This is a genomic window from Streptomyces sp. NPDC048392, assembly GCF_043200575.1.
Lineage (GTDB): Bacteria > Actinomycetota > Actinomycetes > Streptomycetales > Streptomycetaceae > Streptomyces.
Genome location: NZ_JBICYB010000003.1, coordinates 150,499 through 172,575, shown reverse-complemented (window position 1 = coordinate 172,575; position 22,077 = coordinate 150,499). Strand labels below are relative to the sequence as shown.

22 protein-coding genes and 7 tRNA genes are annotated in these 22,077 nt (G+C 71.7%); 20 read left to right on the top strand and 9 right to left on the bottom strand.

The window, feature by feature from the left end; translation table 11 throughout:
* Positions 1 to 500 precede the first annotated feature (500 nt).
* From ACGFYH_RS07020 to ACGFYH_RS07010, 3 genes are all read left to right on the top strand, one after another.
* Positions 501 to 683 (top strand): hypothetical protein, encoded by a 183-nt coding sequence (locus ACGFYH_RS07020; protein ID WP_393802094.1) that lies wholly within the window; start codon positions 501 to 503, stop codon positions 681 to 683.
* A 244-nt stretch (positions 684 to 927) separates the two neighbouring features.
* Positions 928 to 1,860, top strand: a complete 933-nt coding sequence (locus ACGFYH_RS07015; protein WP_393802093.1) for a phosphotransferase family protein — start codon at positions 928 to 930, stop codon at positions 1,858 to 1,860.
* Between the two features lie 101 nt (positions 1,861 to 1,961).
* Complete coding sequence (locus ACGFYH_RS07010; RefSeq protein WP_393802092.1) at positions 1,962 to 2,243, top strand: zf-TFIIB domain-containing protein; 282 nt, start codon at positions 1,962 to 1,964, stop codon at positions 2,241 to 2,243.
* A gap of 94 nt (positions 2,244 to 2,337) precedes the next feature.
* Here the strand turns inward: ACGFYH_RS07010 and ACGFYH_RS07005 are convergent.
* From ACGFYH_RS07005 to ACGFYH_RS06985, 5 genes are all read right to left on the bottom strand, one after another.
* Positions 2,338 to 2,409 (bottom strand) — tRNA-Val (locus tag ACGFYH_RS07005).
* A gap of 20 nt (positions 2,410 to 2,429) precedes the next feature.
* Positions 2,430 to 2,501: transfer RNA gene (locus ACGFYH_RS07000), tRNA-Val, on the bottom strand.
* 36 nt (positions 2,502 to 2,537) lie between these two features.
* A tRNA-Val gene (locus tag ACGFYH_RS06995) sits at positions 2,538 to 2,609 on the bottom strand.
* 1 nt (position 2,610) lies between these two features.
* A tRNA-Cys gene (locus ACGFYH_RS06990) sits at positions 2,611 to 2,684 on the bottom strand.
* A gap of 38 nt (positions 2,685 to 2,722) precedes the next feature.
* A tRNA-Gly gene (locus ACGFYH_RS06985) sits at positions 2,723 to 2,795 on the bottom strand.
* Between the two features lie 179 nt (positions 2,796 to 2,974).
* Between ACGFYH_RS06985 and ACGFYH_RS06980 the strand changes: the two genes are divergently transcribed.
* From ACGFYH_RS06980 to ACGFYH_RS06970, 3 genes are read left to right on the top strand one after another with little or no spacing between them, the layout of a single operon-like run.
* A complete protein-coding gene (locus tag ACGFYH_RS06980; protein ID WP_393802091.1) occupies positions 2,975 to 4,027 on the top strand; it encodes a chorismate-binding protein in 1,053 nt (350 codons plus the stop codon).
* Entirely contained in the window at positions 4,024 to 4,845 is an 822-nt protein-coding gene (locus tag ACGFYH_RS06975; protein WP_393802090.1) for an aminotransferase class IV, read from the top strand. The genes ACGFYH_RS06980 and ACGFYH_RS06975 overlap by 4 nt, the downstream gene beginning before the upstream one ends.
* 52 nt (positions 4,846 to 4,897) lie before the next feature.
* A complete protein-coding gene (locus tag ACGFYH_RS06970; protein ID WP_393802089.1) occupies positions 4,898 to 5,737 on the top strand; it encodes a GNAT family N-acetyltransferase in 840 nt (279 codons plus the stop codon).
* A 52-nt stretch (positions 5,738 to 5,789) separates the two neighbouring features.
* Here ACGFYH_RS06970 and ACGFYH_RS06965 read toward each other — a convergent pair whose 3' ends face one another.
* Positions 5,790 to 6,311, bottom strand: coding sequence for a DsbA family protein (locus ACGFYH_RS06965; protein ID WP_393802088.1), 522 nt, complete (start codon positions 6,309 to 6,311; stop codon positions 5,790 to 5,792).
* 189 nt (positions 6,312 to 6,500) lie between these two features.
* On the opposite strand from ACGFYH_RS06965, the gene ACGFYH_RS06960 reads away from it, so the two are divergent.
* Together ACGFYH_RS06960 and ACGFYH_RS06955 are read left to right on the top strand one after the other, a co-directional pair.
* The gene (locus ACGFYH_RS06960; RefSeq protein WP_393802087.1) at positions 6,501 to 6,953 is read left to right on the top strand and encodes a hypothetical protein; all 453 of its coding nucleotides are present in this window, start codon (positions 6,501 to 6,503) and stop codon (positions 6,951 to 6,953) included.
* Positions 6,954 to 7,117: 164 nt separating this feature from the next.
* Positions 7,118 to 7,297, top strand: a complete 180-nt coding sequence (locus tag ACGFYH_RS06955) for a hypothetical protein (RefSeq protein WP_217170678.1) — start codon at positions 7,118 to 7,120, stop codon at positions 7,295 to 7,297.
* A 131-nt stretch (positions 7,298 to 7,428) separates the two neighbouring features.
* Here the strand turns inward: ACGFYH_RS06955 and ACGFYH_RS06950 are convergent, their stop codons facing one another.
* Both ACGFYH_RS06950 and ACGFYH_RS06945 read right to left on the bottom strand, forming a co-directional pair.
* Positions 7,429 to 7,989, bottom strand: coding sequence for a CGNR zinc finger domain-containing protein (locus ACGFYH_RS06950; protein WP_393802086.1), 561 nt, complete (start codon positions 7,987 to 7,989; stop codon positions 7,429 to 7,431).
* 277 nt (positions 7,990 to 8,266) lie between these two features.
* Complete coding sequence (locus tag ACGFYH_RS06945; protein WP_004002642.1) at positions 8,267 to 8,680, bottom strand: SsgA family sporulation/cell division regulator; 414 nt, start codon at positions 8,678 to 8,680, stop codon at positions 8,267 to 8,269.
* Positions 8,681 to 8,871: 191 nt separating this feature from the next.
* Between ACGFYH_RS06945 and ACGFYH_RS06940 the strand changes: the two genes are divergently transcribed.
* The 9 genes from ACGFYH_RS06940 (at position 8,872) to ACGFYH_RS06900 (ending at position 17,137) form a co-directional block, all read left to right on the top strand.
* Positions 8,872 to 9,324, top strand: coding sequence for a TIGR02611 family protein (locus ACGFYH_RS06940; RefSeq protein WP_393802085.1), 453 nt, complete (start codon positions 8,872 to 8,874; stop codon positions 9,322 to 9,324).
* Between the two features lie 78 nt (positions 9,325 to 9,402).
* Positions 9,403 to 9,474, top strand: a tRNA-Val gene (locus ACGFYH_RS06935).
* A 400-nt stretch (positions 9,475 to 9,874) separates the two neighbouring features.
* Positions 9,875 to 11,176, top strand: a complete 1,302-nt coding sequence (locus tag ACGFYH_RS06930) for an ABC transporter substrate-binding protein (RefSeq protein WP_393802084.1) — start codon at positions 9,875 to 9,877, stop codon at positions 11,174 to 11,176.
* Entirely contained in the window at positions 11,176 to 12,174 is a 999-nt protein-coding gene (locus ACGFYH_RS06925; protein ID WP_393802083.1) for a carbohydrate ABC transporter permease, read from the top strand. Before ACGFYH_RS06930 ends, ACGFYH_RS06925 begins: the two co-directional genes overlap by 1 nt.
* Positions 12,171 to 13,082 (top strand): carbohydrate ABC transporter permease, encoded by a 912-nt coding sequence (locus ACGFYH_RS06920; protein ID WP_393802082.1) that lies wholly within the window; start codon positions 12,171 to 12,173, stop codon positions 13,080 to 13,082. The genes ACGFYH_RS06925 and ACGFYH_RS06920 overlap by 4 nt, the downstream gene beginning before the upstream one ends.
* A gap of 12 nt (positions 13,083 to 13,094) precedes the next feature.
* Complete coding sequence (locus ACGFYH_RS06915) at positions 13,095 to 13,694, top strand: hypothetical protein (protein ID WP_393802081.1); 600 nt, start codon at positions 13,095 to 13,097, stop codon at positions 13,692 to 13,694.
* Between the two features lie 98 nt (positions 13,695 to 13,792).
* Entirely contained in the window at positions 13,793 to 16,528 is a 2,736-nt protein-coding gene (locus ACGFYH_RS06910) for a Tat pathway signal sequence domain protein (protein WP_393802080.1), read from the top strand.
* Between the two features lie 39 nt (positions 16,529 to 16,567).
* Entirely contained in the window at positions 16,568 to 17,026 is a 459-nt protein-coding gene (locus ACGFYH_RS06905) for an SRPBCC family protein (protein WP_393802079.1), read from the top strand.
* Between the two features lie 39 nt (positions 17,027 to 17,065).
* Positions 17,066 to 17,137 (top strand) — tRNA-Val (locus tag ACGFYH_RS06900).
* A 62-nt stretch (positions 17,138 to 17,199) separates the two neighbouring features.
* Here the strand turns inward: ACGFYH_RS06900 and ACGFYH_RS06895 are convergent.
* Positions 17,200 to 17,925: a 3'-5' exonuclease gene (locus ACGFYH_RS06895; RefSeq protein ID WP_393802078.1), complete on the bottom strand. Its 726-nt coding sequence runs from the start codon at positions 17,923 to 17,925 to the stop codon at positions 17,200 to 17,202.
* Between the two features lie 171 nt (positions 17,926 to 18,096).
* On the opposite strand from ACGFYH_RS06895, the gene ACGFYH_RS06890 reads away from it, so the two are divergent.
* From ACGFYH_RS06890 to thrS, 3 genes are all read left to right on the top strand, one after another.
* A complete protein-coding gene (locus ACGFYH_RS06890) occupies positions 18,097 to 18,663 on the top strand; it encodes a DUF4365 domain-containing protein (RefSeq protein ID WP_393802077.1) in 567 nt (188 codons plus the stop codon).
* Entirely contained in the window at positions 18,660 to 19,955 is a 1,296-nt protein-coding gene (locus tag ACGFYH_RS06885) for a hypothetical protein (protein WP_393802076.1), read from the top strand. The genes ACGFYH_RS06890 and ACGFYH_RS06885 overlap by 4 nt, the downstream gene beginning before the upstream one ends.
* 92 nt (positions 19,956 to 20,047) lie before the next feature.
* Complete coding sequence (thrS, locus tag ACGFYH_RS06880; RefSeq protein ID WP_393802075.1) at positions 20,048 to 22,024, top strand: threonine--tRNA ligase; 1,977 nt, start codon at positions 20,048 to 20,050, stop codon at positions 22,022 to 22,024.
* Positions 22,025 to 22,077: the final 53 nt, after the last annotated feature.

The window sequence follows — 22,077 nt, the reverse complement described above, 5'->3', positions numbered from 1 at the left end:
TGTCAGTGCCGGGCGGGAGAGTTGAGGGGCGGTCAGCGAACGCGCGGACGGGCGGGCCGTGCTCGGCCGGTGCTCCCAACCGGTGGCCGGGCACCGGGGATTGGACCGGGGAAGGGCGTCCGGCCGGGGGTGGCGAGGGGCCGCGCGGGGGTGGCCCGCGCCCAGGGCGTGGTGGCGCGCGGGGCGCGGCCCGGGACGGGCACGAGGGTGTGCGGGAAGGCGGCCGAAGTGAGCGAAGTCACCGGACAGCCCGGAGATACCGGGCCACGGTGGGCGCCCCGTCCGGGAAGACCCCGAGACCCGGGAGCCGGTCTCCACCCAGGGGAGTACTCGGCGGGTCACGGCTCATCCTCCGGGAGGCCCGGCAATCGGTACGAGGGCATGACGTCCGGCGACCGCCGGACCCCTAGATTTGAGGTCAAGCGGCGGGTGCAGCACTCGTCCCCCGAGGTCAGACACCCGCCGCTCCACAAGACAACGAAACGGTCAGGAGAGGGACCATGGCCCAGACGGTTCCGCGGACACTGCTCCGCACACGGGAAGGAAACCGTCAGGGCCGTCGCCACCCCGCGGTGGCGACGCTCATGGCCCTGCCCCTGGCGGTCCTGCTCCTCCTCGTCTTCGACGGGTGGGAGACAGTGGCCACACAGGCGTCGTCCGTGGGTGTGGTGCTGGGGCGCTGAGCGGCGACCCCAGGCCCGGAAGAGCGGTCCGGGCGGGGACATCCATCCATGAAACCCCGTGGGGACGGGGGTGCGGCGGACGGCAAAATGCCGGCGCAGCTGGGGAGCTGCGCCGGCATTGCCTCTGCTCCCGACAAGCCCGGCGGGGACGACGTCGAGGGTCCCGACGGGACGACAGGGGGACCGCGGCGAGGGGGACAGCGGGAACGGCGTGGGCGCCCCGCGCCCGCATACCCTCACCCACGTGACAACGGACGCCCTCCTCCCCGCCCTCAGGGCACGCGTCAGGGAAACGGCCCACGCCCGCACCCCGGCATGTCCCTGCGGCGCGGCCACCCTCGCCGACCGCCCCGACGCCACCGTCGTCCGGCACGCCGGCACCGTCGCCAAGGCCCACGCGGCGGACGCCGACCCCGCCGGGCTGTCCCTGCGCGTCACCGCCGCCGCCCGGCTCCCCGGCGTACTCCTGCCCCCGCTCGCCCCGGCGCCCGTCCTCCTGCACGGGCGGCTCGTCACCTACTGGCCCTACGGCACGCCCGTCGACCCCGAGGACCCGGACGCGGCGCCGTGGGAGGCCGCGGCCACCCTCCTCGCCCGCCTCCACCGCACGCCGGCCCCCACCGCCGTACCCCCGATGCGCGGCCCCGTGAAGGCGGCCCTGGCCGCGGCCCGCCTCCGGGACACCGCCCCTCACCACCCCGCCACCGCGCCCGTGCTGGCGGCCTGGGACGCGCTCCCCGCCTGGGCACGCGGCGAGGCCGCCATGCCGGACACGACCACCCTCTGCCACGGCGACCTCCACCTCGGCCAGCTCATACGCCACCCCGGCCCCGAAGGGCCCTGGCTGCTGATCGACATCGACGACCTCGGCACCGGCGTCCCGGCCTGGGACCTGGCCCGTCCGGCGGCCTGGTACGCCTGCGGACTGCTCCCGCCCGACGAGTGGCACCGCTTCCTGACCGCCTACCGCGCCGCCGGCGGCCCCGCCGTCCCCGCCTGCGGCGATCCCTGGCCCGCCCTGGACGTCCCGGCCCGCGCCCTCACCGCGCAGACCGCCGCCCGGGCCGTCACCAAGGCGGTCGCGGCGGACCGGCCGCTGGACGAGGTGGAGCAGTCCCTCGTCGACGCCTGCGCGCGCATGGCCCTCCGCGTCCGGCCCGCCGCCCCACGCGGCTGAACCGAATTTCCGGGCAGTAGGGTGCAACCGACCCGCGGCGGGACAGAGTCTGTCCTGGCGATACGCGAAGCAGGACCGACCGGCGAGGAGTTGAGCCGAGCATGCAGTGCCCCAAGTGCCACGCACCGATGCACACCTACAACCGCAACGGCGTTCAGATCGAGCAGTGCAGCGGCTGCCGCGGCATCTTCCTCGACTACGGCGAGCTGGAGTCGCTGACCCGCCTGGAGGCCCAGTGGTCCCAGCCCGCTCCGCCGCCGCCCGCCGCGCCGCAGGCGTACCCGGCCGCCCAGGCGCCGGCCTGGGGCGCTCCGCACGGCGGGCACGGTCACTACGGCCACCACCGTCAGAAGAGCTTCGGGCGCATGCTCTTCTCCAGCTGACCGGCCCCCGCTGATCCGCCGGGTGCGGGCTCGTCCACGGGCCCGCACACGAAGAACCCCCGGCCGTACGAGACGGCCGGGGGTTCTTCCGGTGTGGACGATACTGGGATTGAACCAGTGACCTCTTCCGTGTCAGGGAAGCGCTCTCCCGCTGAGCTAATCGTCCTGGGAGTGCGGTGTACTGCGTGCGCGATACTGGGATTGAACCAGTGACCTCTTCCGTGTCAGGGAAGCGCTCTCCCGCTGAGCTAATCGCGCGCGGATCCATACGGATCGGTGATCCTTGCGGATCAGTGGACGATACTGGGATTGAACCAGTGACCTCTTCCGTGTCAGGGAAGCGCTCTCCCGCTGAGCTAATCGTCCTTGGAGGTGGAGACGGGATTTGAACCCGTGTAGACGGCTTTGCAGGCCGTTGCCTCGCCTCTCGGCCACTCCACCAGGAGCGCAGGAGACCCGGGAGGTCCCCTGTTCCCGCGAGCGGACGACGAGGCTCGAACTCGCGACCTCAACCTTGGCAAGGTTGCGCTCTACCAACTGAGCTACGTCCGCCTGTCGGTTCGGGTCCGCTTACGCGGCCCGGCGACGTGATGAACTCTAGCGGATTCCGGGGCCAGCACAAAAACGCGTTTGTGCAGCGTGCTGCGGTGCGTCCGCTCGCGGACCTGGTCAGGGCACCCGGAAGGACACGTTCGGGTCACCCCGGGGGACACCGGCCTAGACTCGGTCACGTGCTCGATCTCCCTCCCCTCGCCCGCTTCGGCGACCGTCTCGCCACCGGTCTCCTCGACGTCACGAGCGATCCCGCCGCCCTCGACTCCGAAGGTTTCTGGGCCGTCTGCGCCGACTTCGAAGGCCGCCTGACCTGCGCACGTTTCGCGGACGTACGGACCGAGCCGGTGCCGACGCCCACGCCGGGAGCGTGGCGCGGACCCTCCGTCGGCGACTGGACGTCCTCCCTGGACCGCGCCGCGTACACGGCGGCCGTACGGCGCATCCGCGCGCACATAGCCGCCGGCGAGGTCTACCAGGCCAACCTCTGCCGGGTGCTGACCGCGCCCGTCGGACCCGGCGCCGACGTGGACGCGCTCACCGCCCTGCTGGCCCGCGGCAACCCGGCGCCGTACGCCGGAACGGTCCGGCTGCCGGGGCACGGCGTCGAGATCGCCACCGCCTCGCCCGAGCTGTTCCTGCGCCGGGACGGCCGGACGGTCGAGTCCGGGCCGATCAAGGGCACCGGGCGGACCGAGGCCGACCTGCTGCAGAAGGACTACGCCGAGAACGTGATGATCGTGGACCTGGTCCGCAACGACCTGGGGCGGGTCTGCGCCACGGGCAGCGTGGCGGTGCCCGACCTGTGCGCCGTGGAGAAGCACCCGGGCCTCGTCCACCTGGTGTCCACGGTGCGCGGCGAGCTGCGCGCGGGCACCGGCTGGCCCGAGCTCCTCGCCGCCGCCTTCCCGCCCGGCTCCGTCACCGGCGCGCCCAAGCCGAGCGCCCTGCGGATCATCGAGGCGCTGGAGACCGCGCCCCGCGGCCCGTACTGCGGGGGCGTCGGCTGGGTCGACGCCGGCCGGGGCACCGGCGAGCTGGCCGTCGGCATCCGCACCTTCTGGATCGACCGGCGCGCGGGGCGGCTGTGCTTCGGCACCGGCGCCGGCATCACCTGGGGGTCGGACCCGGAGGGCGAGTGGCGGGAGACCGAACTGAAGGCGTCCCGGCTGCTCGCGGTAGCGTCGGGGGCGTACGAGGTGAACGGAAGCGGAGAGGCGCTGGCGACGTGAAGATCTGGCTCGACGGCGGGTTGCAGGACATCGAGTCCGCCCGCGTCTCCGTCCTCGACCACGGGCTGACCGTGGGCGACGGTGTCTTCGAGACCGTGAAGGCGGTGGACGGCAGGCCTTTCGCGCCGACCCGGCACCTGGACCGGCTGACCCGCTCGGCCCGCGGCCTCGGCCTGCCCGACCCCGACCTCGACGAGGTGCGCCGCGCCTGCGCCGCCGTCCTCGACGCCAACCCGATGCCGCTCGGCCGGCTGCGCATCACCTACACCGGCGGCCACGGCCCGCTGGGCTCCGACCGCGGCGAGTACGGCCCGACCCTCGTCGTCGCCCTCGGCGAGACCGTCCGCCGCCCCGACTCCACGGCAGTGATCACCGTCCCATGGGCCCGCAACGAACGCGGTGCCCTCACCGGCCTGAAGACCACCTCCTACGCCGAGAACGTCGTCGCCCTGGCCCGCGCCCGCGAACGCGGGGCCACGGAAGCGCTGTTCGGCAACACCGTGGGGCAGCTGTGCGAGGGCACCGGGTCGAACGTCTTCGTCGTCCTCGACGGCGAGATCCACACCCCGCCGGTCACCTCCGGCTGCCTCGCCGGAATCACCCGCGCTCTGGCCGCCGAGTGGACCGGTGCGCGGGAGAGCGACCTCCCGCTGGACGTCCTGGAGCGCGCCGACGAGGTGTTCCTGACCTCCACGCTGCGGGACGTCCAGGCCGTGCACCGCGTCGACGACCGCGAACTGCCGGGCGCCCCGGGGCCGGTGACCGCCAAGGCCATGCGGATCTTCGAGGAGCGGTCCGGGAACGACCTGGACCCGTGACCCGCCGATATTCGGCTGCCGTTCTCGTCCCCCGGTGGGTAGAACTGCCGTGATGACCACGACCCTGCGGCCGACCGAGCCGCTCCAGCGCGCCGCCGACGGGACGCGTTCGCGCCACTACCAGGTGTGTGTGAACAGCCGCCCCGTCGGTGTGCTGCACCTCGGCACCTCACCCAGCCTCGGAGACTCGGTGGCCGTGATCCACGAACTGCGCGTCGACGGGCCGGACCGCCGGCGCGGCCGGGGCACGGTCGCCGCGCTGGCCGCGGAGGAGGTCGCGCGCGCGTGGGGCTGCGGGCAGATCGAGGCCGCCGCCACCGACGCCGAGGCGGGAGGCGGCACCGGGGCGGGGCCACGGCTCGCGCAGGCGCTCGGCTACGTCCTGCGCAGCCGCGGCATGACCAAGCCCCTCGGCGGCACCCCGCCCGCCCTGCCCGCGGGCAGCAGGGCACGGCCGATGACTCCGCGGGACTTCGCCGCCTGGCACGCCCACGAGTCGCAGCGCTACGCCCGGACCTGGATGGAGCGGGGCGTGCCCGAGACCGACGCGTACGCGAAGGCCCGCCGCGATCACGAGACGCTGCTGCCGCGGGGGCTGGACACCGAGGGCATGCTGTTCCGCGTGCTGGAGCACGAGGGCGAGCGGGTCGGCGTCCTGTGGCTGGCGCTGCGGGAGGACCGGGCCTTCGTCTTCGACGTCGAGGCGGACGCGGCCCACCGGGGCCGGGGGCACGGCCGCACCCTGATGCTGCTGGCCGAGGCCGAGGCGATCACCGCCGGCCGCCCACTGATCGGCCTCAACGTCTTCGCGGGGAACACCGCGGCCGAGCGGCTCTACGAGTCGCTCGGCTACGGAACCACGCGGTACAGCTACTACAAGCCGCTGCTGTAGCGGCGGACGCGGGCTCGCGCCGCTGCCGGGACCGGCCGCGGGTTGCGGTCCTTCAGTCCTGCTCGGCCAGCAGCCGGTCCGCGATCTCCGCGACGCGCTCGCGCAGCCCTTCCTGGCTCCTGCCGCCGTCGAGGCGTTCGCCGCCGATCACGTACGTGGGGGTGCCGGTCACGCCGATCGCCTTGCCCTCGGCCTGGTCGGCGTCGACGATCAGGATGTGCCGGCCGTCGATGAGGGCCGTGTCGAACTCCTCCGCGTCCAGTCCCAGTGTCCGGGCCACCTCGATCAGGAGGGCCTTCCCCTCGCGGTCCAGATCCGCGGCCCGCTCCAGAACGGCTTCGACGTACGGCCAGCCCCGGCCCTGGGCGACGGCCTCCTCGGCGGCCTGCGCGGCGGCGAAGGCGTGCTGGTGCTTCTCCAGCGGGAAGTGCCGCAGCCGCACCTCCAGACGGTCTCCGTAGCGGGCGCGCAGGGCACGGAGGTCGTCCAGGGCGGTGCGGCAGTCCGGGCACTGAAGCTCGCACCAGACCTCGAGTACGGGCGCGGCGGGGCGGGCGGGGGAGGAGTCGCTCATGCCGCCATCCTCCCAGCCCAGGAGGCGCCGCCCCAACCGCGTCGTGCCTCTCCCACCGGTACCCGCGCAGGAGCCGACCCCGAGATCTCCCTGATCCCGGGCTTTCGGCATGGCCTCACGGCGGGCCGACGGTGCAGGATGGAAGGGACGACGTACTCATGCCCCACCGAGCCCAGCCTGGAGGACCGGATGATTGCCGAGACCGTCTGCTCCGCGGTGTCCGCGGCGGGCCTGGGCATCGCGGCGGTCACCGCGTACCGCAGGCGTTTCCTCACCGCCGCCCGGATCGCCGCCTACTCGCTGGTCCCGATCGGCCTGGTGATGACCGGAGTCGTCGAGTGGCTGGCCGACACGGCCTTCAGCCCGGTGGCCTGGGCCGGATTCGGGGTGCTGGGCGTGGCCTGGGTGCTCTTCATGACCACCCGCGCCGTGGAGCGCCGCCGCGGCGGCACCCGCAAGGAACGCAGGGAGGCCCGCGCCGCGGCGCAGCGCGACGCGGTGGCTCCGGCGGCGTCCGCGCCCTCCCTGGGATCGGGTGCCCGTCCGGCCGCCGAGCCCGCGCCCCGGCCGGCGAAGGCGTCCCCGGGTGGTGAGGACGACTTCGGCGACATCGAGGCCATCCTCAAGAAGCACGGGATATGACGGGGCGACGTCGCAGGCCGAAACGGCACAGCGGTCCGAGGCCGACAGTCCGCGCTCCGGAATGATCACGATCCGACCGGACCTTGCGACATTCAACTAACTCCCGGTCTTTACGGGCGTGTTGATCGCACCGGCCCCGTCCGCTGCGTCATCATCGCGGCGAGATGCCGGACACCACTCAGCTGGATACCCAGCTGGACACGAGACAGAGCGAAACCGCGCGGGTGCAGGACGAACCACGCGGCTGCCTCTTCGCCCTTTCCCAGCCACCGCTCATGATCTTTCTTGCGGTGATCGGGTGTCTGCTGCTCATGGCTTCGTTGCACGATCTGCTGTTGCTGTGAGCCGTACCCGCGCTCCCCGGCGTCACCCGCCGGGGGCCGCGTCGCCCTCCGGGCATCCACAGCCGCTCCGGTCCGGCCCCGTCCCGGCCCGCGCTCCAGGCCAGTCGCGCTCCGGCCCCGCAGGGGCGGCGTCAGCCCGCCGCCTCCTTGCGCCGGGCCCGGTAGGCGGCCACGTGCAGGCGGTTACCGCAGGTGCGGCTGTCGCAGTACCGCCGCGAGCGGTTCCGGGACAGGTCGACGAAGGCGCGCCGGCAGTCCGGGGCCTCGCACCGCCGCAGCCGCTCCCGCTCCCCGGCGACCACGAAGAACGCCAGCGCCATCCCGCAGTCCGCGGTCAGGTGGTCCGCGACGGAGGCGCCGGGCGCGAAGTAGTGGATGTGCCAGTCGTAGCCGTCGTGGTCGGTGAGCCGGGGCGTGGTGCCTGCGGCCGCGACCAGGTCGTTGATCAGTCCCGCGGCGGTCCGGGGGTCGGGGGCGGCGAAGACCGCCGCGAACCGCCCGCGGATCCTGCGCACCGCCGAGAGGTCGATTTCCGAGAGCGCGCCCACGTCGCTGATGTCGTGCGTTCCCACGAATTCCTGGAGGGCCGCGACGTCGGGCAGTCCGTCCGGGGCCGACTCGTCCTCCGGCACGGTGTTCACCAGATCCACCACGGTGTCGAGCGCGCACCGGGTGTCGTGGGTGATCAGCACGTTTCGCTCCCTGGCCTGGGGGTCGGGCGGGCGCCCGCCGATGCTGGCCGATGGTAGTGGCTTCCGCGGCGGGCTGACCGGCCGCGAGCCCGTCCCGGTCGTCGGTCGCTCCTACAACGGCGGCCGGCCCGCCTTCGTTCCCGGGGCCGCGCACACACCGGCGCCGCCCCCGCGGAGACCCGCGGCGACGACGCCGGTGTGTGCCGTATGCGGTTGTCCGGGCCCGTGCCGTCACCCCGAGTCGACGGCGACGGGCGGCTTCACGCGGGGCCCCGCCCTAGCTTTCCGCCAGGATGTGCGAGAGCTCCTGATCGAGATCGAAGTGCCGGTGTTCCGTGCCGGGAGGCACGGCGGCGTCTGTGCGCTTCAGGAAGGACTCCAGGGCCCGCGCCGGGGCCTCGAGCAGCGCTTCGCCCTCCGGGGAGCTGAGAGCGATGCACACGACGCCCTGGCCGTGACTGCGGGACGGCCAGACACGGACGTCGCCGGTCCCGGTGGGGCGGTGGAGACCCTCGGCGAGGAGGTCGCGGGCGAACACCCACTCGACGGTTTCCTCGGCTCCGGTGTGGAAGGTGGCGTGCACGGCGTAGGGGTCGGCCGTGTCGTACCGCAGGCCTGCGGGGACAGGCAGGGAGGACTCGCTCGACACAACGAGGCGCAGGTGCAGCTCGCAGCTGACCGTGGTGTTCATAAGCGCCAGGGCCTTTCGCTCAGTGTGCGCTCGGGGATTCGCACGTCGGCGAAATCGACATGCCACCTACGGTGCCGTTGTAAACCCCTCTGAGTGTTTTGCGTGTGTTTACGTAACTCTTCCGGCCGAGAGATCGTTCGGGTCGTGCGCCCATTCCGGTGACAGGTTTCGCTCCGGTAGTGTTTGGCCGTATGGACACGGGGAGTAACAAGTCCGGCGAGGCAGCCGTGGCGGCGGACCGTACGGGGACGGACGAGGCCACGGCCGAGCGGGCGCTCGGTTCGCGGGCGCCGGAATTCGTCAAAGCGCGTCGTGCTCTGCACGTGAGCTGGCAGGTCGGGGTCTTCGTCGTCGGCCTCGCGGTCGTGGTGGCCGGCGTCATCATGCTGCCGCTGCCCGGGCCGGGCTGGGTCGTGATCTTCGGTGGCATGGCGATCTGGGCGACCGAGTTCGTCTGGGCCCAGCTCGTCCTGCGCTGGACCAAGCGCAAGGTCACCGAGGCGGCGCAGCGCGCGCTCGACCCCAGGGTGCGGCGCCGGAACATCATCCTGACCTCCGTCGGTGTGCTGATCATCGCCGTGCTGGTCGGCGTCTACCTGTGGAAGTTCGGCCTCGAGATGCCCTGGAAGATCGAGGACCAGTGAGCGCCCGCAGGGGTGCCCCGCCGCGGTCCCCGCTGGTCACGGACGCCCCTGACATGGGGTAATGTTCTTCCTGCGTCCGGGCGATTAGCTCAGTGGGAGAGCGCTTCGTTCACACCGAAGAGGTCACTGGTTCGAACCCAGTATCGCCCACCGGATCATCAGGCGGCCCGGCTCACCCTCGTGAGCCGGGCCGCTTCGCCGTGCGGACGCGTGCGGCGGGTGCGGGTACCGGCGCGGGCGCGGTCCGGGTGTCCGGGGCGTTCCGTCCGGGGGTTCCGCTTCTGCCCGTGTTCATTCAACCGTGACCTTCCGCGCCGCGGCCGTGCACGGGCTCGCCGGTGTTCGGCCCGTCGGTCGCGCCGCGCCGACCTGGGTGTTCTCCGGTCCACCGGACGACAGGCCCGGGACGGGTGTCCGGGCCGGCCGCGCTCCGCTCCCATCAATTCCTGTCCGAATCATTGACGCGCTCCCGGGCCCTCCGTACCTTGTGCCAGCAAGCGCTTACTTGAAACGATTCATGAGGCGGAAGCGACGTCGCGGGGAGGCTCGTGTGCAGCAGGGCGGGAACGCGGAACGGCAGACCGGGAGACGGACGATCCTCAAGGCGGCGGGGGCCTCACTGGCCGTCGCGGGGCTGGGGGGCACGGCCACCGCGTGTGGCGGCGGCAGCGGCTCGGGGGACGGAACGGTGACGATCCGTTACTCCTGGTGGGGTGCCGAGGACCGGGCCGAGCGCATCAACAAGACCATCGCGCTCTTCGAGAAGAAGTACCCGAAGATCAAGGTCAAGACCGACTTTCAGCCGTACACCGACTTCTGGAAGAAGTTCAACACCCAGGCCTCCGGGGGAAATCCGCCGGACGTCTTCCAGAATGCCATCGGCTTTCTCCGCAAATACGACGCGAAGAACGTCCTGCTCGATCTGGGCGGACAGGTCGAGGCGGGAAATCTCTCCATGGACGGATTCCGCGCGGGTCTGGAGAAGTTCGGCGAGATCGACGGCAAGCTCCTCGGCGTGCCCGTCGGTTCGAACTCGATGGCGCTGGTCATCGACAAGCCCGTCTACACCCGGTCCGGCGTCAAGCCCGAACAGGGCTGGACATGGGGCGACTTCGACGAGGCGATGACGAGAATCCGCGACAGGACCGGCCGGGCCGGCGACAGCGGCATGTACGGCGTCATGTACCTCTACGACCTGTACCTGCGTCAGAACGGCAGGGCGTTCTTCACCGAGGACGGACTCGGCTTCTCCGAGTCGGATCTGACCGCGTGGTGGACCAAGGCGGAGAAGGGCGTGAAGTCCGGCCTGTTCGCCGACCCCAAGAAGGCCGCCCAGATCAAGCCCAAGTCGGCGCTCTCCGCGGAGCTGGCCGGCAGCGAGTTCACCTGGGACAACTTCACCGTCCGCTACACCTCCGAGGGCGAGAGCGAGTACGGGCTGGCGCCGATCCCCACCACGGACGGCAAGAGGACCGGCCAGTACCTCGGCTCGCTGATGCTCAGCGGCTACAAGCGCACCGAGCACCCGAAGGAAGTCGCCCAGTTCATCGGCTTCATGGTGCACGACCCCGAGGTCGCCAAGATCATGGGCTACGACCGCGGCGTCCCCACCACCCAGGCCCAGTACGACGCGTACCGGCCGACCGACCCGGTCAACAAGGCCATCGCCGCCTACGAGGAGTCCCTCGTCGAGGCCGGCGTCCTGGAGCAGATCACCCCGCACCCGAACGGGGCCGACATTTGCGAGGCCGCGTTCCTGCGCATCGCCGAGGAGATGGCGCTCGGCTCGCGGTCCGTCGAGGACGCCGTCGAGCAGTTCTTCACCGAGTCGAAGACGGCTCTCGCAGGCTGATGGGAAACGCCGTGACACACGCCCCCGCGAGGGAGGGACGGACGGCCTCCGAGCCGCGGCACGGTCCGGTGAAGCCCTCGCGCCCCGCCGAGCTGAAGCGGCGGGGCCGCCGGGAGAACCTGGCCGGGTACCTCTTCATGTCCCCCTGGATCGCCGGTTTCCTGCTGCTGACGGCGGGACCGATGGCCGCCTCGCTCTACTTCGCGTTCACCGACTACAACCTGTTCGACGCCCCCAGGTGGATCGGCCTGGACAACTTCTCCGAGATGTTCGGCGACCCGCGCTGGCGCCACTCGGTCCGGGTCACCCTGTGGTACGTCGTGGTCGGCACGCCGGTCAAGCTGATCGCGGCGCTCGGGGTCGCGCTGCTGCTGGCGCAGAAGCGGCGCGGGCAGGCCTTCTACCGGGCCGCCTTCTACGCGCCGTCACTGATCGGCGCGAGCGTGTCCATCGCCATCGTGTGGAAGGCGATCTTCTCGGACGACGCGGTCGTCGACCGTGCGCAGCAGCTGTTCGGGATCGGTGCCGGCGGCTGGACCGGCGACCCGGAGCTGATCATCTACAGCCTGGTGGCGCTCACCGTCTGGCAGTTCGGCGCCCCCATGGTGATCTTCCTGGCCGGTCTCAAGCAGGTCCCGCGCGAGCTGTACGAGGCGGCCGACGTGGACGGTGCCGGCAAGGCGCGGCAGTTCTGGAACATCACGCTGCCGATGATCTCCCCCGTCCTCTTCTTCAACGTCCTGCTGGAGACCATCCACTCCTTCCAGATCTTCAGCTCGGCCTACATCGTCGGCGGCGGCGCCGGCGGCAACGCCTGCGGTCCCGCGGACGGCACGATGGTCTATACCTGCTACCTGTACGTCCAGGGCTTCGAGAACAGCCGCATGGGCCTGGCCTCCGCGATGGCGTGGATGCTGCTGGTCGCGGTCGCCCTGGTCACCGCGGTGCTGTTCTGGTCCCAGAAGCGCTGGGTGCACTACGAGGAGGGCGGCCGATGAGCGCGCAGGCCACCGACGTCACGCCGGCCACCGACGCCGGGCCGGCCCCGTCCAACGGGGCGGCGGCGCTCCGGCGCGGGCTGCCCGGGTCGCTCGCCTGGCACCTCGGGTCGCTGGCGGTCCTCGCCGTGATCCTCTACCCGCTGCTCTGGGTGGTCGGCGGCTCCTTCAAGGAGAGCGGCGACATCGTCGGCAGCCTGGACCTCTTCCCGGGCGACCCGATCACGTCCAACTACACGAGCCTCGCCGACGGCATCGCGGACATCTCGATCTCTACGTTCTTCTTCAACTCGCTCTTTCTCGCGGTCGGCTCGGTGATCGGGATCGTGGTGTCCTGCTCGCTGACGGCGTACGCCTTCGCGAAGATCGGGTTCGCGGGACGCAACCTGCTGTTCACCCTGATGATCAGCACGCTGCTGCTGCCGTACCACGTGCTGCTGATCCCGCAGTACGTGCTCTTCCGCAACATGGACATGATCAACACCTACACCCCGCTGCTGCTGGGGAAGTACCTGGCCACCGAGGCGTTCTTCGTCTTCCTGATGGTGCAGTTCATGCGCAACCTGCCCAGGGAGCTGGACGAGGCGGCCCGCCTCGACGGCTGCGGGCACCTGCGGATCTACTGGTCGATCGTGCTCCCGCTGTGCAGGCCCGCGCTCATCACCAGCGCGATCTTCACCTTCATCAACTCCTGGAACGACTTCATGGGCCCGCTGATCTACCTCAACGAGCCCGGCAAGTACACCGTCTCCCTGGGCCTGAAGATGTTCGTGGACCAGGAGGGCCTGGCGAACTACGGCGGCATGATCGCCATGTCGCTGGTCGCCCTGCTGCCCGTCCTCGCCTTCTTCCTGGCCTTCCAGCGCTATCTGATCGACGGCATGGCGACGTCCGGCCTGAAGGGCTGAGGTGAACCTCTCATGACCGGAGCGCGTGCCAAGGCCCGTCCGGAGCCGGGGGAGTCCCGGCTCGCCCAGGGCTTCGCCCTGTTCGCCGAGTGCCTGCTCACCGGCGTGTGGATCGCGGTGGCGGCGCTGCCGCTGGTCACCTACCCCGCCGCGTTCGCGGCCGGCGCGCGGCACCTCGGGCGCCGGCTGGCCCACGAGCACGGCGGCTGGCGGGAGTTCGCGGCCGACTTCCGGGCGGCGGTGCGCCGCGGATGGCTCGTCGGGATCGCCGGGTGGGCCGCCCTGGCCGCGGTGTGGGTCGACGTGCAGGCCGTGCGGAACGGTCTGCCGGGCGGCCCGCCGGTCGGCACCGTCGGCGTCCTCGCCCTGATCGGCGCGGCCGTCGCGGGACTGCGCGCGGCGGCGGCCTGGCACCCCGGCGCCTCCTGGCGGTCGCTGTGCGCGCGGGCCGGCCGCCGCACCGTGCTCGACCCCGCCGGTTCCTTCCTCCTCGTCGGCGGACTGGCCGTCGTGGTCTGCTCCGCCTGGTTCAGCGCGCCGCTGGCGGTCGCCGTCCTCGGTACCGTCGCCGCGGCGGCCGTCGCCGTGGAGGAGCGGTACCGGCGCCGCTGACGGGCGACGCCCCCGTACCAGGGCCGGCGTTCCGGTGCCGCGCCCCTCAATCTGTCATGCCCTTGACATACCTGGCACCCGCACGGAAAGGAAAGGCCATGCCCCCCATCCCCCGCAGGTCCCTTCTCAAGGCGGCCGCCGCCGCCGGCGCCGCCGCGCATTTCAGCTGGGCGCTGGGCACCAGGAACGCACAGGCCGCGCCCGCCGCCCCCGCCGCCGACGACAGCCCCGTCACCCTGACCTGGCTGGAGGACGGCGGCCTCGGCGCCGCCCCCGGCTCCACCGTCGGCGTCCCCTGGCCCAGGGGCACCTACCAGGAGGACCAGTCCTTCGCCGTCACGGACGCGGACGGCAGGTCCGTACCCGTGCAGTCCTGGCCGCTCGCGTACTGGCCGGACGGCTCCCTCAAGTGGACCGCGCACGCCGTCAACTCGGGCAGCGGCAGGCTCACCCTGGCCGCCGGTGTCCCCGCCGCACCCGCCAGGAAGGTCACCGTCGACCGGCACGGCGGCACCATCGGCATATCGACCGGCGTCATCACCGCCAGAATCGGCAAGTCCGGATCGACACTGATCAAGTCGGTCACCCGGGGCTCCAGCGAGATCGCGAAGAACGGCCGCCTCGTCCTGCTGCGCCAGCCCGAGATCGAGGACGGCGACCAGGGCTCGGTCAAGTACGAGCGCTTCGACGGCGCGATCGACGACGTGGCGGTCGAGCAGGAGGGCCCGGTCCGCGCCGTGGTCCGCGTCGACGGCAAGCACCGCAAGGGCCACCGCGGCTGGCTGCCCTTCTCCATCCGCCTCTACTTCTACGCGGGCGCCGACTCCTTCCGCATGGTGCACACCGTCACGTTCGACGGGAAGCAGGAGCCCGGCGAGGCGAGCGGCGACTTCATCCGCGGCCTGGGCGTCCGCTTCACCGTGCCCATGCGCGACGAGTCCTACGACCGCCACGTCCGCATCGGCGGCGAGGGCACCGGCCTGCTCCGCGAGGCCGTCAAGGGCATCACCGGACTGCGCCGCGATCCGGGAGCGGCCGTCCAGGCGGCCCAGTTCGCCGGGGAGAGGCTGCCCGACCCGTCCACCTGGGACCAGCGGGTCACCACCCGCCTCAAGTACATCCCCGAATGGGGCGACTACACCCTCTCCCAGCTCTCCGCCGACGGCTTCACCCTGCGCAAGCGCACCAAGAAGGGCCACGGCTGGATCGGTGCCGGCGGCGGACGGCGCGCCTCCGGCTTCGGCTACGTCGGCGGCGCGAGCGGCGGCCTCTCCTTCGGCCTGCGCGACTTCTGGGAGAAGCACCCCGCCCAGCTCGACATCCGCGATGCCCAGACCGACGAGGCCGAGATCACCCTCTGGCTCTGGTCACCCGAGGCCCAGCCCATGGACCTGCGGTTCTACCACGACGGCATGGGCCAGGACACCTACGCCGAACAGCTCGAAGGCCTCAACATCACCTACGAGGACCACGAACCCGGCTTCGGCACCCCCTACGGCATCGCCCGCACCTCGGAACTCCTGTTCTGGGCCAACGACTCCACCCCGAGCGCCGAGAAGCTCGCCGAACAGGTGGCGGCGGTACGCGTACTGCCCCAGTTGGCCGCCCCGCCCAGGCAGCTCATCAAGGCCAGGGTCTTCGGACCCGGCCTGTACTCCGAACCCGACCGCTCCACCCCGGCCAAGGCCCGGATCGAGGACCACCTCGACTTCCTCTTCGCCTACTACAGGGACCAGGTGGAGCAGCGCCGCTGGTACGGCTTCTGGGACTACGGCGACATCATGCACACCTACGACGCCGCCCGGCACGTGTGGCGCTACGACGTCGGCGGCTACGCCTGGGACAACTCCGAACTCTCCCCGGACCTCTGGCTCTGGTACGCCTACCTGCGCTCCGGCCGCGCCGACCTCTTCCGCTTCGCCGAGGCCATGACCCGGCACACCGGCGAGGTCGACGTCTACCACCTCGGCGAATGGGCCGGCCTCGGCACCCGGCACGGCGTCCAGCACTACGCCGACAGCGCCAAGCAGCAGCGCATCGCCAACACCACCTACCGGCGCTTCTACTACTTCCTCACCGCCGACGAACGCGTCGGCGACCTCATGCACGCCAACGTCGACTCCGACGAGACCTTCCTCGCCCTCGACCCGCTCCGCAAGATCCGCACCGAGCCGTACACGCCCGACCGGCACGCCCTGTCGATCGGTTTCGGCACCGACTGGAGCGGCCTGGTCTCGGCGTGGCTGACCGAGTGGGAACGCAAGGGCCCCAAGTGGGAGAAGGCCAGGGCCCGCGTCCTGTCCACCATGGAGACCATCGCCGCCCAGCCCAACGGCTTCGTCCAGGGCAGCGGCCTGTACGACCTGGACACCGGGAAGTTCGCCGTCGCCGACACCCCGAAGGTCGAGGTCTCCCACCTGTCGGCCGTCTTCGGCCTCAACGAACTCTGTGCGGAACTCATCGACCTCGTCGACCTGCCGGAGTTCAACGAGGCGTACTACGACTACTGCCGCTACTTCAACGCGAGCAAGACGGAACAGGCCGAGCGCTACGGCTCCAGCTTCGGCAGTCTGATCCTCTTCCAGGGCCACTCGCGCCTCGACGCGTACGCGGCCGCGCAAACCGGCGACGCACAGCTCGCCACGCGCGCGTGGCGGAAGTTCTACGACTCCGACGGCTACAAGGAGTCGGCGCCCTGGACGACGGAGAAGCTCGGCGGCTCCGTCACGCTGGTGCCCGGCAGCGAGGCGAGCTGGGTGTCCACCAACGACACCGCGCTCTACGGACTCGCCGCCATCGAGAACCTCGCACTCCTGGGGGACCGGATGCCGTAGTTGTCCCGTGGGGGACGCGGGTGCGGGCACACTGCACGGGTGGACTGGAACCATTACCGCTTCCGCAGCCTGTGGCCGCTGCCCGCGCCCGCTCCGGACGTCTACCGCGCTCTGGAACGCATCGAGGACTACCCCCGCTGGTGGCCACAGGTGCGCGAGGTCACCCGGCTCGACGACACGAGCGGGGTCCTACGGTTCCGCTCCCTCCTCCCGTACGACCTGACCGCGACCCTGCGGGAGGGCCGCCGGGACCCGGCGGCGGGGGTGCTTCAGGTCGCCATGAGCGGCGACATGGAGGGCTGGGCGCGCTGGACGGTCGTCCCGCGCGGCTCCGGCACCCTCGTCCGCTACGACCAGGAGGTCGTCGTGCGCAAGCCGCTGCTGCGCCGCCTCGCCGTGCCGGGGCGGCTCCTGTTCCGGGCCAACCACCGGCTGATGATGCGGGCGGGGCGGCGCGGCCTCGCCACGCACCTGGGCGGTGGCCGGCAAGCGGTTTGATGGAAACGCGCGGGGCCCTGTATTGTTCAGTGCGTTCCCGGGCGATTAGCTCAGTGGGAGAGCGCTTCGTTCACACCGAAGAGGTCACTGGTTCGAACCCAGTATCGCCCACTCGGGAAAAGCCGGTCCGTCGCCCGACGGACCGGCTTCTTCGTGTGGTCGCGTTCGTGTGCTCACGCCGCCGCCGGCAGGTCAGGCCGCAGTGGCCAGGCCGGGTCCACCGCTTCCTCGGTGCCGTTGAGCGCGAACCACGCCTGCAGCCCCCGAGCCTGCCCCGCGTGCCACACCGCCTGCAACGTGTGCAGCTCGGCGGGGGAGAGGCGCTCCAGCCGCCCCGGGAAGCGGCGCCCCACCGCCCGTACGACCTCCAGCGCCGCCTGCGCGTCGGCCGCCGCGTCGTGTGCGCCGGTCAGCTCCACGCCGTAGTGCGCGCACAGATCGGTGAGGGTGCGGCGGCCCTTGCGGTAACGGTCCAGGTGCTTGTCCAGCACTCGCGGGTCCAGCACGTGCAGCGACGTCCGCTCCAGCCAGTGGCCGAGCGACGAGGCGCGGTGCCGGCGCAACTCGCGGTCCAGCAGCGTGAGGTCGAACGGCGCGTTCATCACCACGAGCGGGCGACCGGCGCGGGCCTGCTCGCCCAGCGCCTCGGCTATCTCGTACATCACCGGTGCCGGCCAGCGGCCGTTGCGCTGCACATGCTGCTGCGTCAGCCCGTGCACGGCCGTCGCCGCCTCGGGCACCGGCACGCCCGGGTTCACCAGCCACCGGGTCACCCGCGGCCGCAGCCCGGGCGCGTCCTGGACGACGAGGGCCGCCGACACGATCCGGTCGGTCTCGGTGTCCACACCCGTCGTCTCCGTGTCGAAGGCGGCCAGCGGCCCCTCGAACCAGCTCGTCATAGGGCACTCAACTCCTCTTCCGAGCACGGCAGCTGATGCGCCGTCGTCCGTCCCGGTTCGGTGATACCCGGGCTGTTTGCGGCGTACGCCGGAAGGACACAACAGGAGTACGGGTCTTTGCAGTTCACAGACCCGCAGTGGGGATACACCAGTCTCGGAAGGCTGTTGGCCATGGCCGTAGCGCAGCCCGAACGGGGCGGGCTGCTGCCCGAGCGCACCACGCCCGCACGCGGCTCACTCGCCACCGCCGCCTGCATGGAGACCTTGCAGGTCGGCTACCTGCACGCGGTCGCGGCGGCGGCGGGCTGCTCACTCTCCCAGCCCTTCCCGGACAACGGCATCGACCGGCACGTCAGCCACAGCGCCCCCGGGCACACGGTCGACGACGAGGTCACCATCAAGGTGCAGCTCAAGGCCACGTACCAGGTTCCGCCCGGACCGCCCGGCCGCTTCTTCTCCTTCACGCTCGACAACGACCACCTGGCGAAGCTCGCCCGCACCCCCGTCTCGGTGCACAGGATCCTCGTCGTGATGATCGTTCCCCGGTCCCGGGACCAGTGGCTGCGGGCCGGCCACGACCGGCTCGACCTCAGGCACTGCTGCTACTGGACCAACCTCGCCGGACATTTGGTCACCGGCCGGCGGCGCACCACCGTGCGGATACCGACCGCGCGGGTCTTCGACGACCGGGCGCTGTGCGAGATCATGACGCGGGTCGGGACGGGAGGGGCACCATGACGCAGCGCCCGGCCGGCGAACCCCCGCGGTCCGTCGAACCCCGGGAGTCCGTCGAACCCCTGCGGCCCGCGCCGGCGTGCCCGGCCGACGCCCACCACGACCCGCCGCCCGACGGCCGCCCACCCGAGGCGGGCACCGTCGACCCGGCCGTGCTGACCGCCCTCCTCCAACGGCACGGCTGGCGGCGGCGCGGCGGCGCCCCGGGCCGGTACGGCCGCTGGACCCCACCCGGCCCGGCAGCGGGCGTCACCAGCCTGCTGGTGCCCGTCAGCCGTGCCCTCCCCGACAGCGACGACCTGCTCGGCGAGGCGCTGCTCGCCCTGTCCCGCAGCGGCACCCCCGCCGCCCGCGAGATCCTTGTCTCCCTCGCCGTCCCCAGCGACGAGATCCGCTGGAGACGCGACATACCGGCAGGGCCCGGCGACACCGCGTCCTGGACCGCCGAGGAGCGGCTGCGCTCCGCCGCCCGCCGGATGCTGCTCGCCGGAGCGCTCGCCACGCGCGCGCGTGCGGGCTACTACGGCGCCCGGCACCGGCGCGCCGCCGGCGCCGCCCTGGAGAACGTCCTGGTGGGCCCCGCCCCCGGCGGCCGCGGGCTCACGGCGTTCCTGCCGGTCAGCACCGGCCGTCCCCTCGCCGTACGCCTCCATCAGGCCCTGTACGCCGCCCGCGAGGCCATCGACCACCGGCGGGCCACCGGTGGCATGGAGGCCTTCGACTCGGCCGTCGCGGCGGGCGTCAGCCACGAGCTGACCGAGGCGCTCGTCGCCCTGGTCCGGGGCACGGAGGGGGCCCGGATCGCCGTCGGCTGGGCACCGGCCGCGGGCGTCCCCGGGGGCTGCGGCGCCCTCACCGGGCCCGTCGAGTTCTCGCCCGGCGACCTGCCCGCCCTGCGCGAGGCCGCCGCCCGCTATCTGCGCGCGGAGCCCTCCGTGCCGGTGCGGATCACCGGCACCGTCGTCCGTATGCGCCGGACCGGACCGCGCGGCCCCGGCACCGTACGGCTGCGGGTGCTGGCCGGGGCCGACGTACCGCACGTGCGGATCGCGCTGGACGAGGAGGCCTACCGGATCGCCGGGCACGCCCACCTCGTCGGGCTGCCGGTGCGGCTCCTCGGGCGGCTGGAGAGCCGGGGCGGGTTCCGCCGGTTCACCGGGGCCTGCGAGATCGCGCCCGTACAGATCGACGACGCGGAGCGGGACCGGCTGCTGAAGGCCGCCCAGGAGCACGTGGAGGTCGCGGCCCTCTTCGAGGAGGCCTGCGGCGACGGAGGAGGGCACCGACAGCGCTGATTTCGCGGTGGGCGGGCCCGGGTCGGTACGATCGCCCTCACGCGTGCGCTCCGGTATGGCGCCGCGGCCCCACCTTCAGTCAGGAGAGACCGGTGTCAGACGTCCGTGTGATCATCCAGCGGGATTCCGAGCGGGAAGAACGCGTGGTGACGACGGGCACTACGGCCGCCGAGCTCTTCGCCGGCGAGCGCTCGATCGTCGCCGCCCGCGTGTCCGGTGACCTCAAGGACCTCGCCTACGAGGTCAAGGACGGCGAGACTGTCGAAGGCGTCGAGATCTCCTCCGAGGACGGTCTGGACATCCTGCGCCACTCCACCGCGCACGTCATGGCGCAGGCCGTGCAGGAGCTGTTCCCCGAGGCCAAGCTGGGCATCGGCCCGCCCGTCAAGGACGGCTTCTACTACGACTTCGACGTCGAGAAGCCCTTCCACCCCGATGACCTCAAGGCCATCGAGAAGAAGATGCAGGAGATCCAGAAGCGCGGCCAGCGCTTCTCGCGCCGTGTCGTCACCGACGACGAGGCCCGCGAGGAGCTCGCCGACGAGCCGTACAAGCTGGAGCTGATCGGACTCAAGGGCTCCGCCTCCCACGACGACGGCGCGGACGTCGAGGTCGGCGCCGGCGAGCTGACGATCTACGACAACCTGGACGCCAGGACCGGGGGCCTGTGCTGGAAGGACCTCTGCCGGGGCCCCCACCTGCCCACCACCCGGAACATTCCGGCCTTCAAGCTGATGCGCAACGCCGCCGCCTACTGGCGCGGCAGCGAGAAGAACCCGATGCTCCAGCGCATCTACGGCACCGCCTGGCCGACCAAGGACGAGCTGAAGGCGCACCTGGAGTTCCTCGCCGAGGCCGAGAAGCGCGACCACCGCAAGCTCGGCAGCGAGCTGGACCTGTTCTCCATCCCGGAGCAGATCGGCTCCGGCCTCGCCGTCTTCCACCCCAGGGGCGGCGTGATCCGCCGGGTCATGGAGGACTACTCGCGGCGCCGCCACGAGGAGGAGGGGTACGAGTTCGTCTACACCCCGCACGCGACGAAGGGCAAGCTCTTCGAGACCTCGGGCCACCTGGACTGGTACGCCGACGGAATGTACCCGCCCATGCAGCTCGACGAGGGCGTGGACTACTACCTCAAGCCCATGAACTGCCCGATGCACAACCTGATCTTCGACGCGCGCGGCCGCTCCTACCGTGAGCTGCCGCTGCGCCTGTTCGAGTTCGGCACCGTGTACCGGTACGAGAAGTCGGGCGTCGTGCACGGCCTGACCCGGGCCCGCGGCTTCACCCAGGACGACGCGCACATCTACTGCACCCGCGAGCAGATGTCGGAGGAGCTCGACAAGACCCTCACCTTCGTCCTGAACCTGCTGCGCGACTACGGCCTGACCGACTTCTACCTGGAGCTGTCCACCAAGGACCCGGAGAAGTCCGTCGGCTCCGACGAGGCGTGGGAAGAGGCCACCGAGACGCTGCGCCAGGTCGCCGAGAAGCAGGGGCTGCCCCTGGTCCCCGACCCGGGCGGCGCCGCCTTCTACGGCCCGAAGATCTCCGTGCAGACCAAGGACGCCATCGGCCGCACCTGGCAGATGTCGACCATCCAGCTGGACTTCAACCTGCCGGAGCGCTTCGACCTGGAGTACACCGGCGCGGACGGCGCCAAGCAGCGTCCGGTCATGATCCACCGCGCGCTGTTCGGCTCCATCGAGCGCTTCTTCGCGGTGCTCCTGGAGCACTACGCGGGAGCCTTCCCGGCCTGGCTGGCCCCGGTCCAGGCGGTCGGCATCCCGATCGGCGACGCGCACGTGGAGCACCTGGAGAGATTCGCCGCGGCGGCCCGCAGGCGGGGCCTGCGCGTCGAGGTCGACTCGTCCTCGGACCGCATGCAGAAGAAGATCCGCAACGCCCAGAAGCAGAAGGTGCCCTTCATGGTCATCGCGGGCGACGAGGACATGGCGAACGGCGCGGTCTCCTTCCGCTACCGCGACGGCTCCCAGGAGAACGGCATCCCCGTCGACGAGGCCATCGCGAAGATCGTGAAGGTCGTCGAGGAGCGGGCGCAGGTCTGATCGCCGGGTTGCGACAGGGTGTGACGGGCCCCCGGGGGATCCCGGGGGCCTTT

Coding starts and splice junctions, on each gene's coding strand:
- ACGFYH_RS07020 (WP_393802094.1), top strand. CDS start 501: ATGGCCCAGACGGTTCCGCGGACACTGCTCCGCACACGGGAAGGAAAC.
- ACGFYH_RS07010 (WP_393802092.1), top strand. CDS start 1,962: ATGCAGTGCCCCAAGTGCCACGCACCGATGCACACCTACAACCGCAAC.
- ACGFYH_RS06970 (WP_393802089.1), top strand. CDS start 4,898: ATGACCACGACCCTGCGGCCGACCGAGCCGCTCCAGCGCGCCGCCGAC.
- ACGFYH_RS06965 (WP_393802088.1), bottom strand. CDS start 6,311: ATGAGCGACTCCTCCCCCGCCCGCCCCGCCGCGCCCGTACTCGAGGTC.
- ACGFYH_RS06960 (WP_393802087.1), top strand. CDS start 6,501: ATGATTGCCGAGACCGTCTGCTCCGCGGTGTCCGCGGCGGGCCTGGGC.
- ACGFYH_RS06955 (WP_217170678.1), top strand. CDS start 7,118: ATGCCGGACACCACTCAGCTGGATACCCAGCTGGACACGAGACAGAGC.
- ACGFYH_RS06945 (WP_004002642.1), bottom strand. CDS start 8,680: ATGAACACCACGGTCAGCTGCGAGCTGCACCTGCGCCTCGTTGTGTCG.
- ACGFYH_RS06940 (WP_393802085.1), top strand. CDS start 8,872: ATGGACACGGGGAGTAACAAGTCCGGCGAGGCAGCCGTGGCGGCGGAC.
- ACGFYH_RS06925 (WP_393802083.1), top strand. CDS start 11,176: ATGGGAAACGCCGTGACACACGCCCCCGCGAGGGAGGGACGGACGGCC.
- ACGFYH_RS06920 (WP_393802082.1), top strand. CDS start 12,171: ATGAGCGCGCAGGCCACCGACGTCACGCCGGCCACCGACGCCGGGCCG.
- ACGFYH_RS06915 (WP_393802081.1), top strand. CDS start 13,095: ATGACCGGAGCGCGTGCCAAGGCCCGTCCGGAGCCGGGGGAGTCCCGG.
- ACGFYH_RS06910 (WP_393802080.1), top strand. CDS start 13,793: ATGCCCCCCATCCCCCGCAGGTCCCTTCTCAAGGCGGCCGCCGCCGCC.
- ACGFYH_RS06895 (WP_393802078.1), bottom strand. CDS start 17,925: ATGACGAGCTGGTTCGAGGGGCCGCTGGCCGCCTTCGACACGGAGACG.
- ACGFYH_RS06890 (WP_393802077.1), top strand. CDS start 18,097: ATGGCCGTAGCGCAGCCCGAACGGGGCGGGCTGCTGCCCGAGCGCACC.
- ACGFYH_RS06885 (WP_393802076.1), top strand. CDS start 18,660: ATGACGCAGCGCCCGGCCGGCGAACCCCCGCGGTCCGTCGAACCCCGG.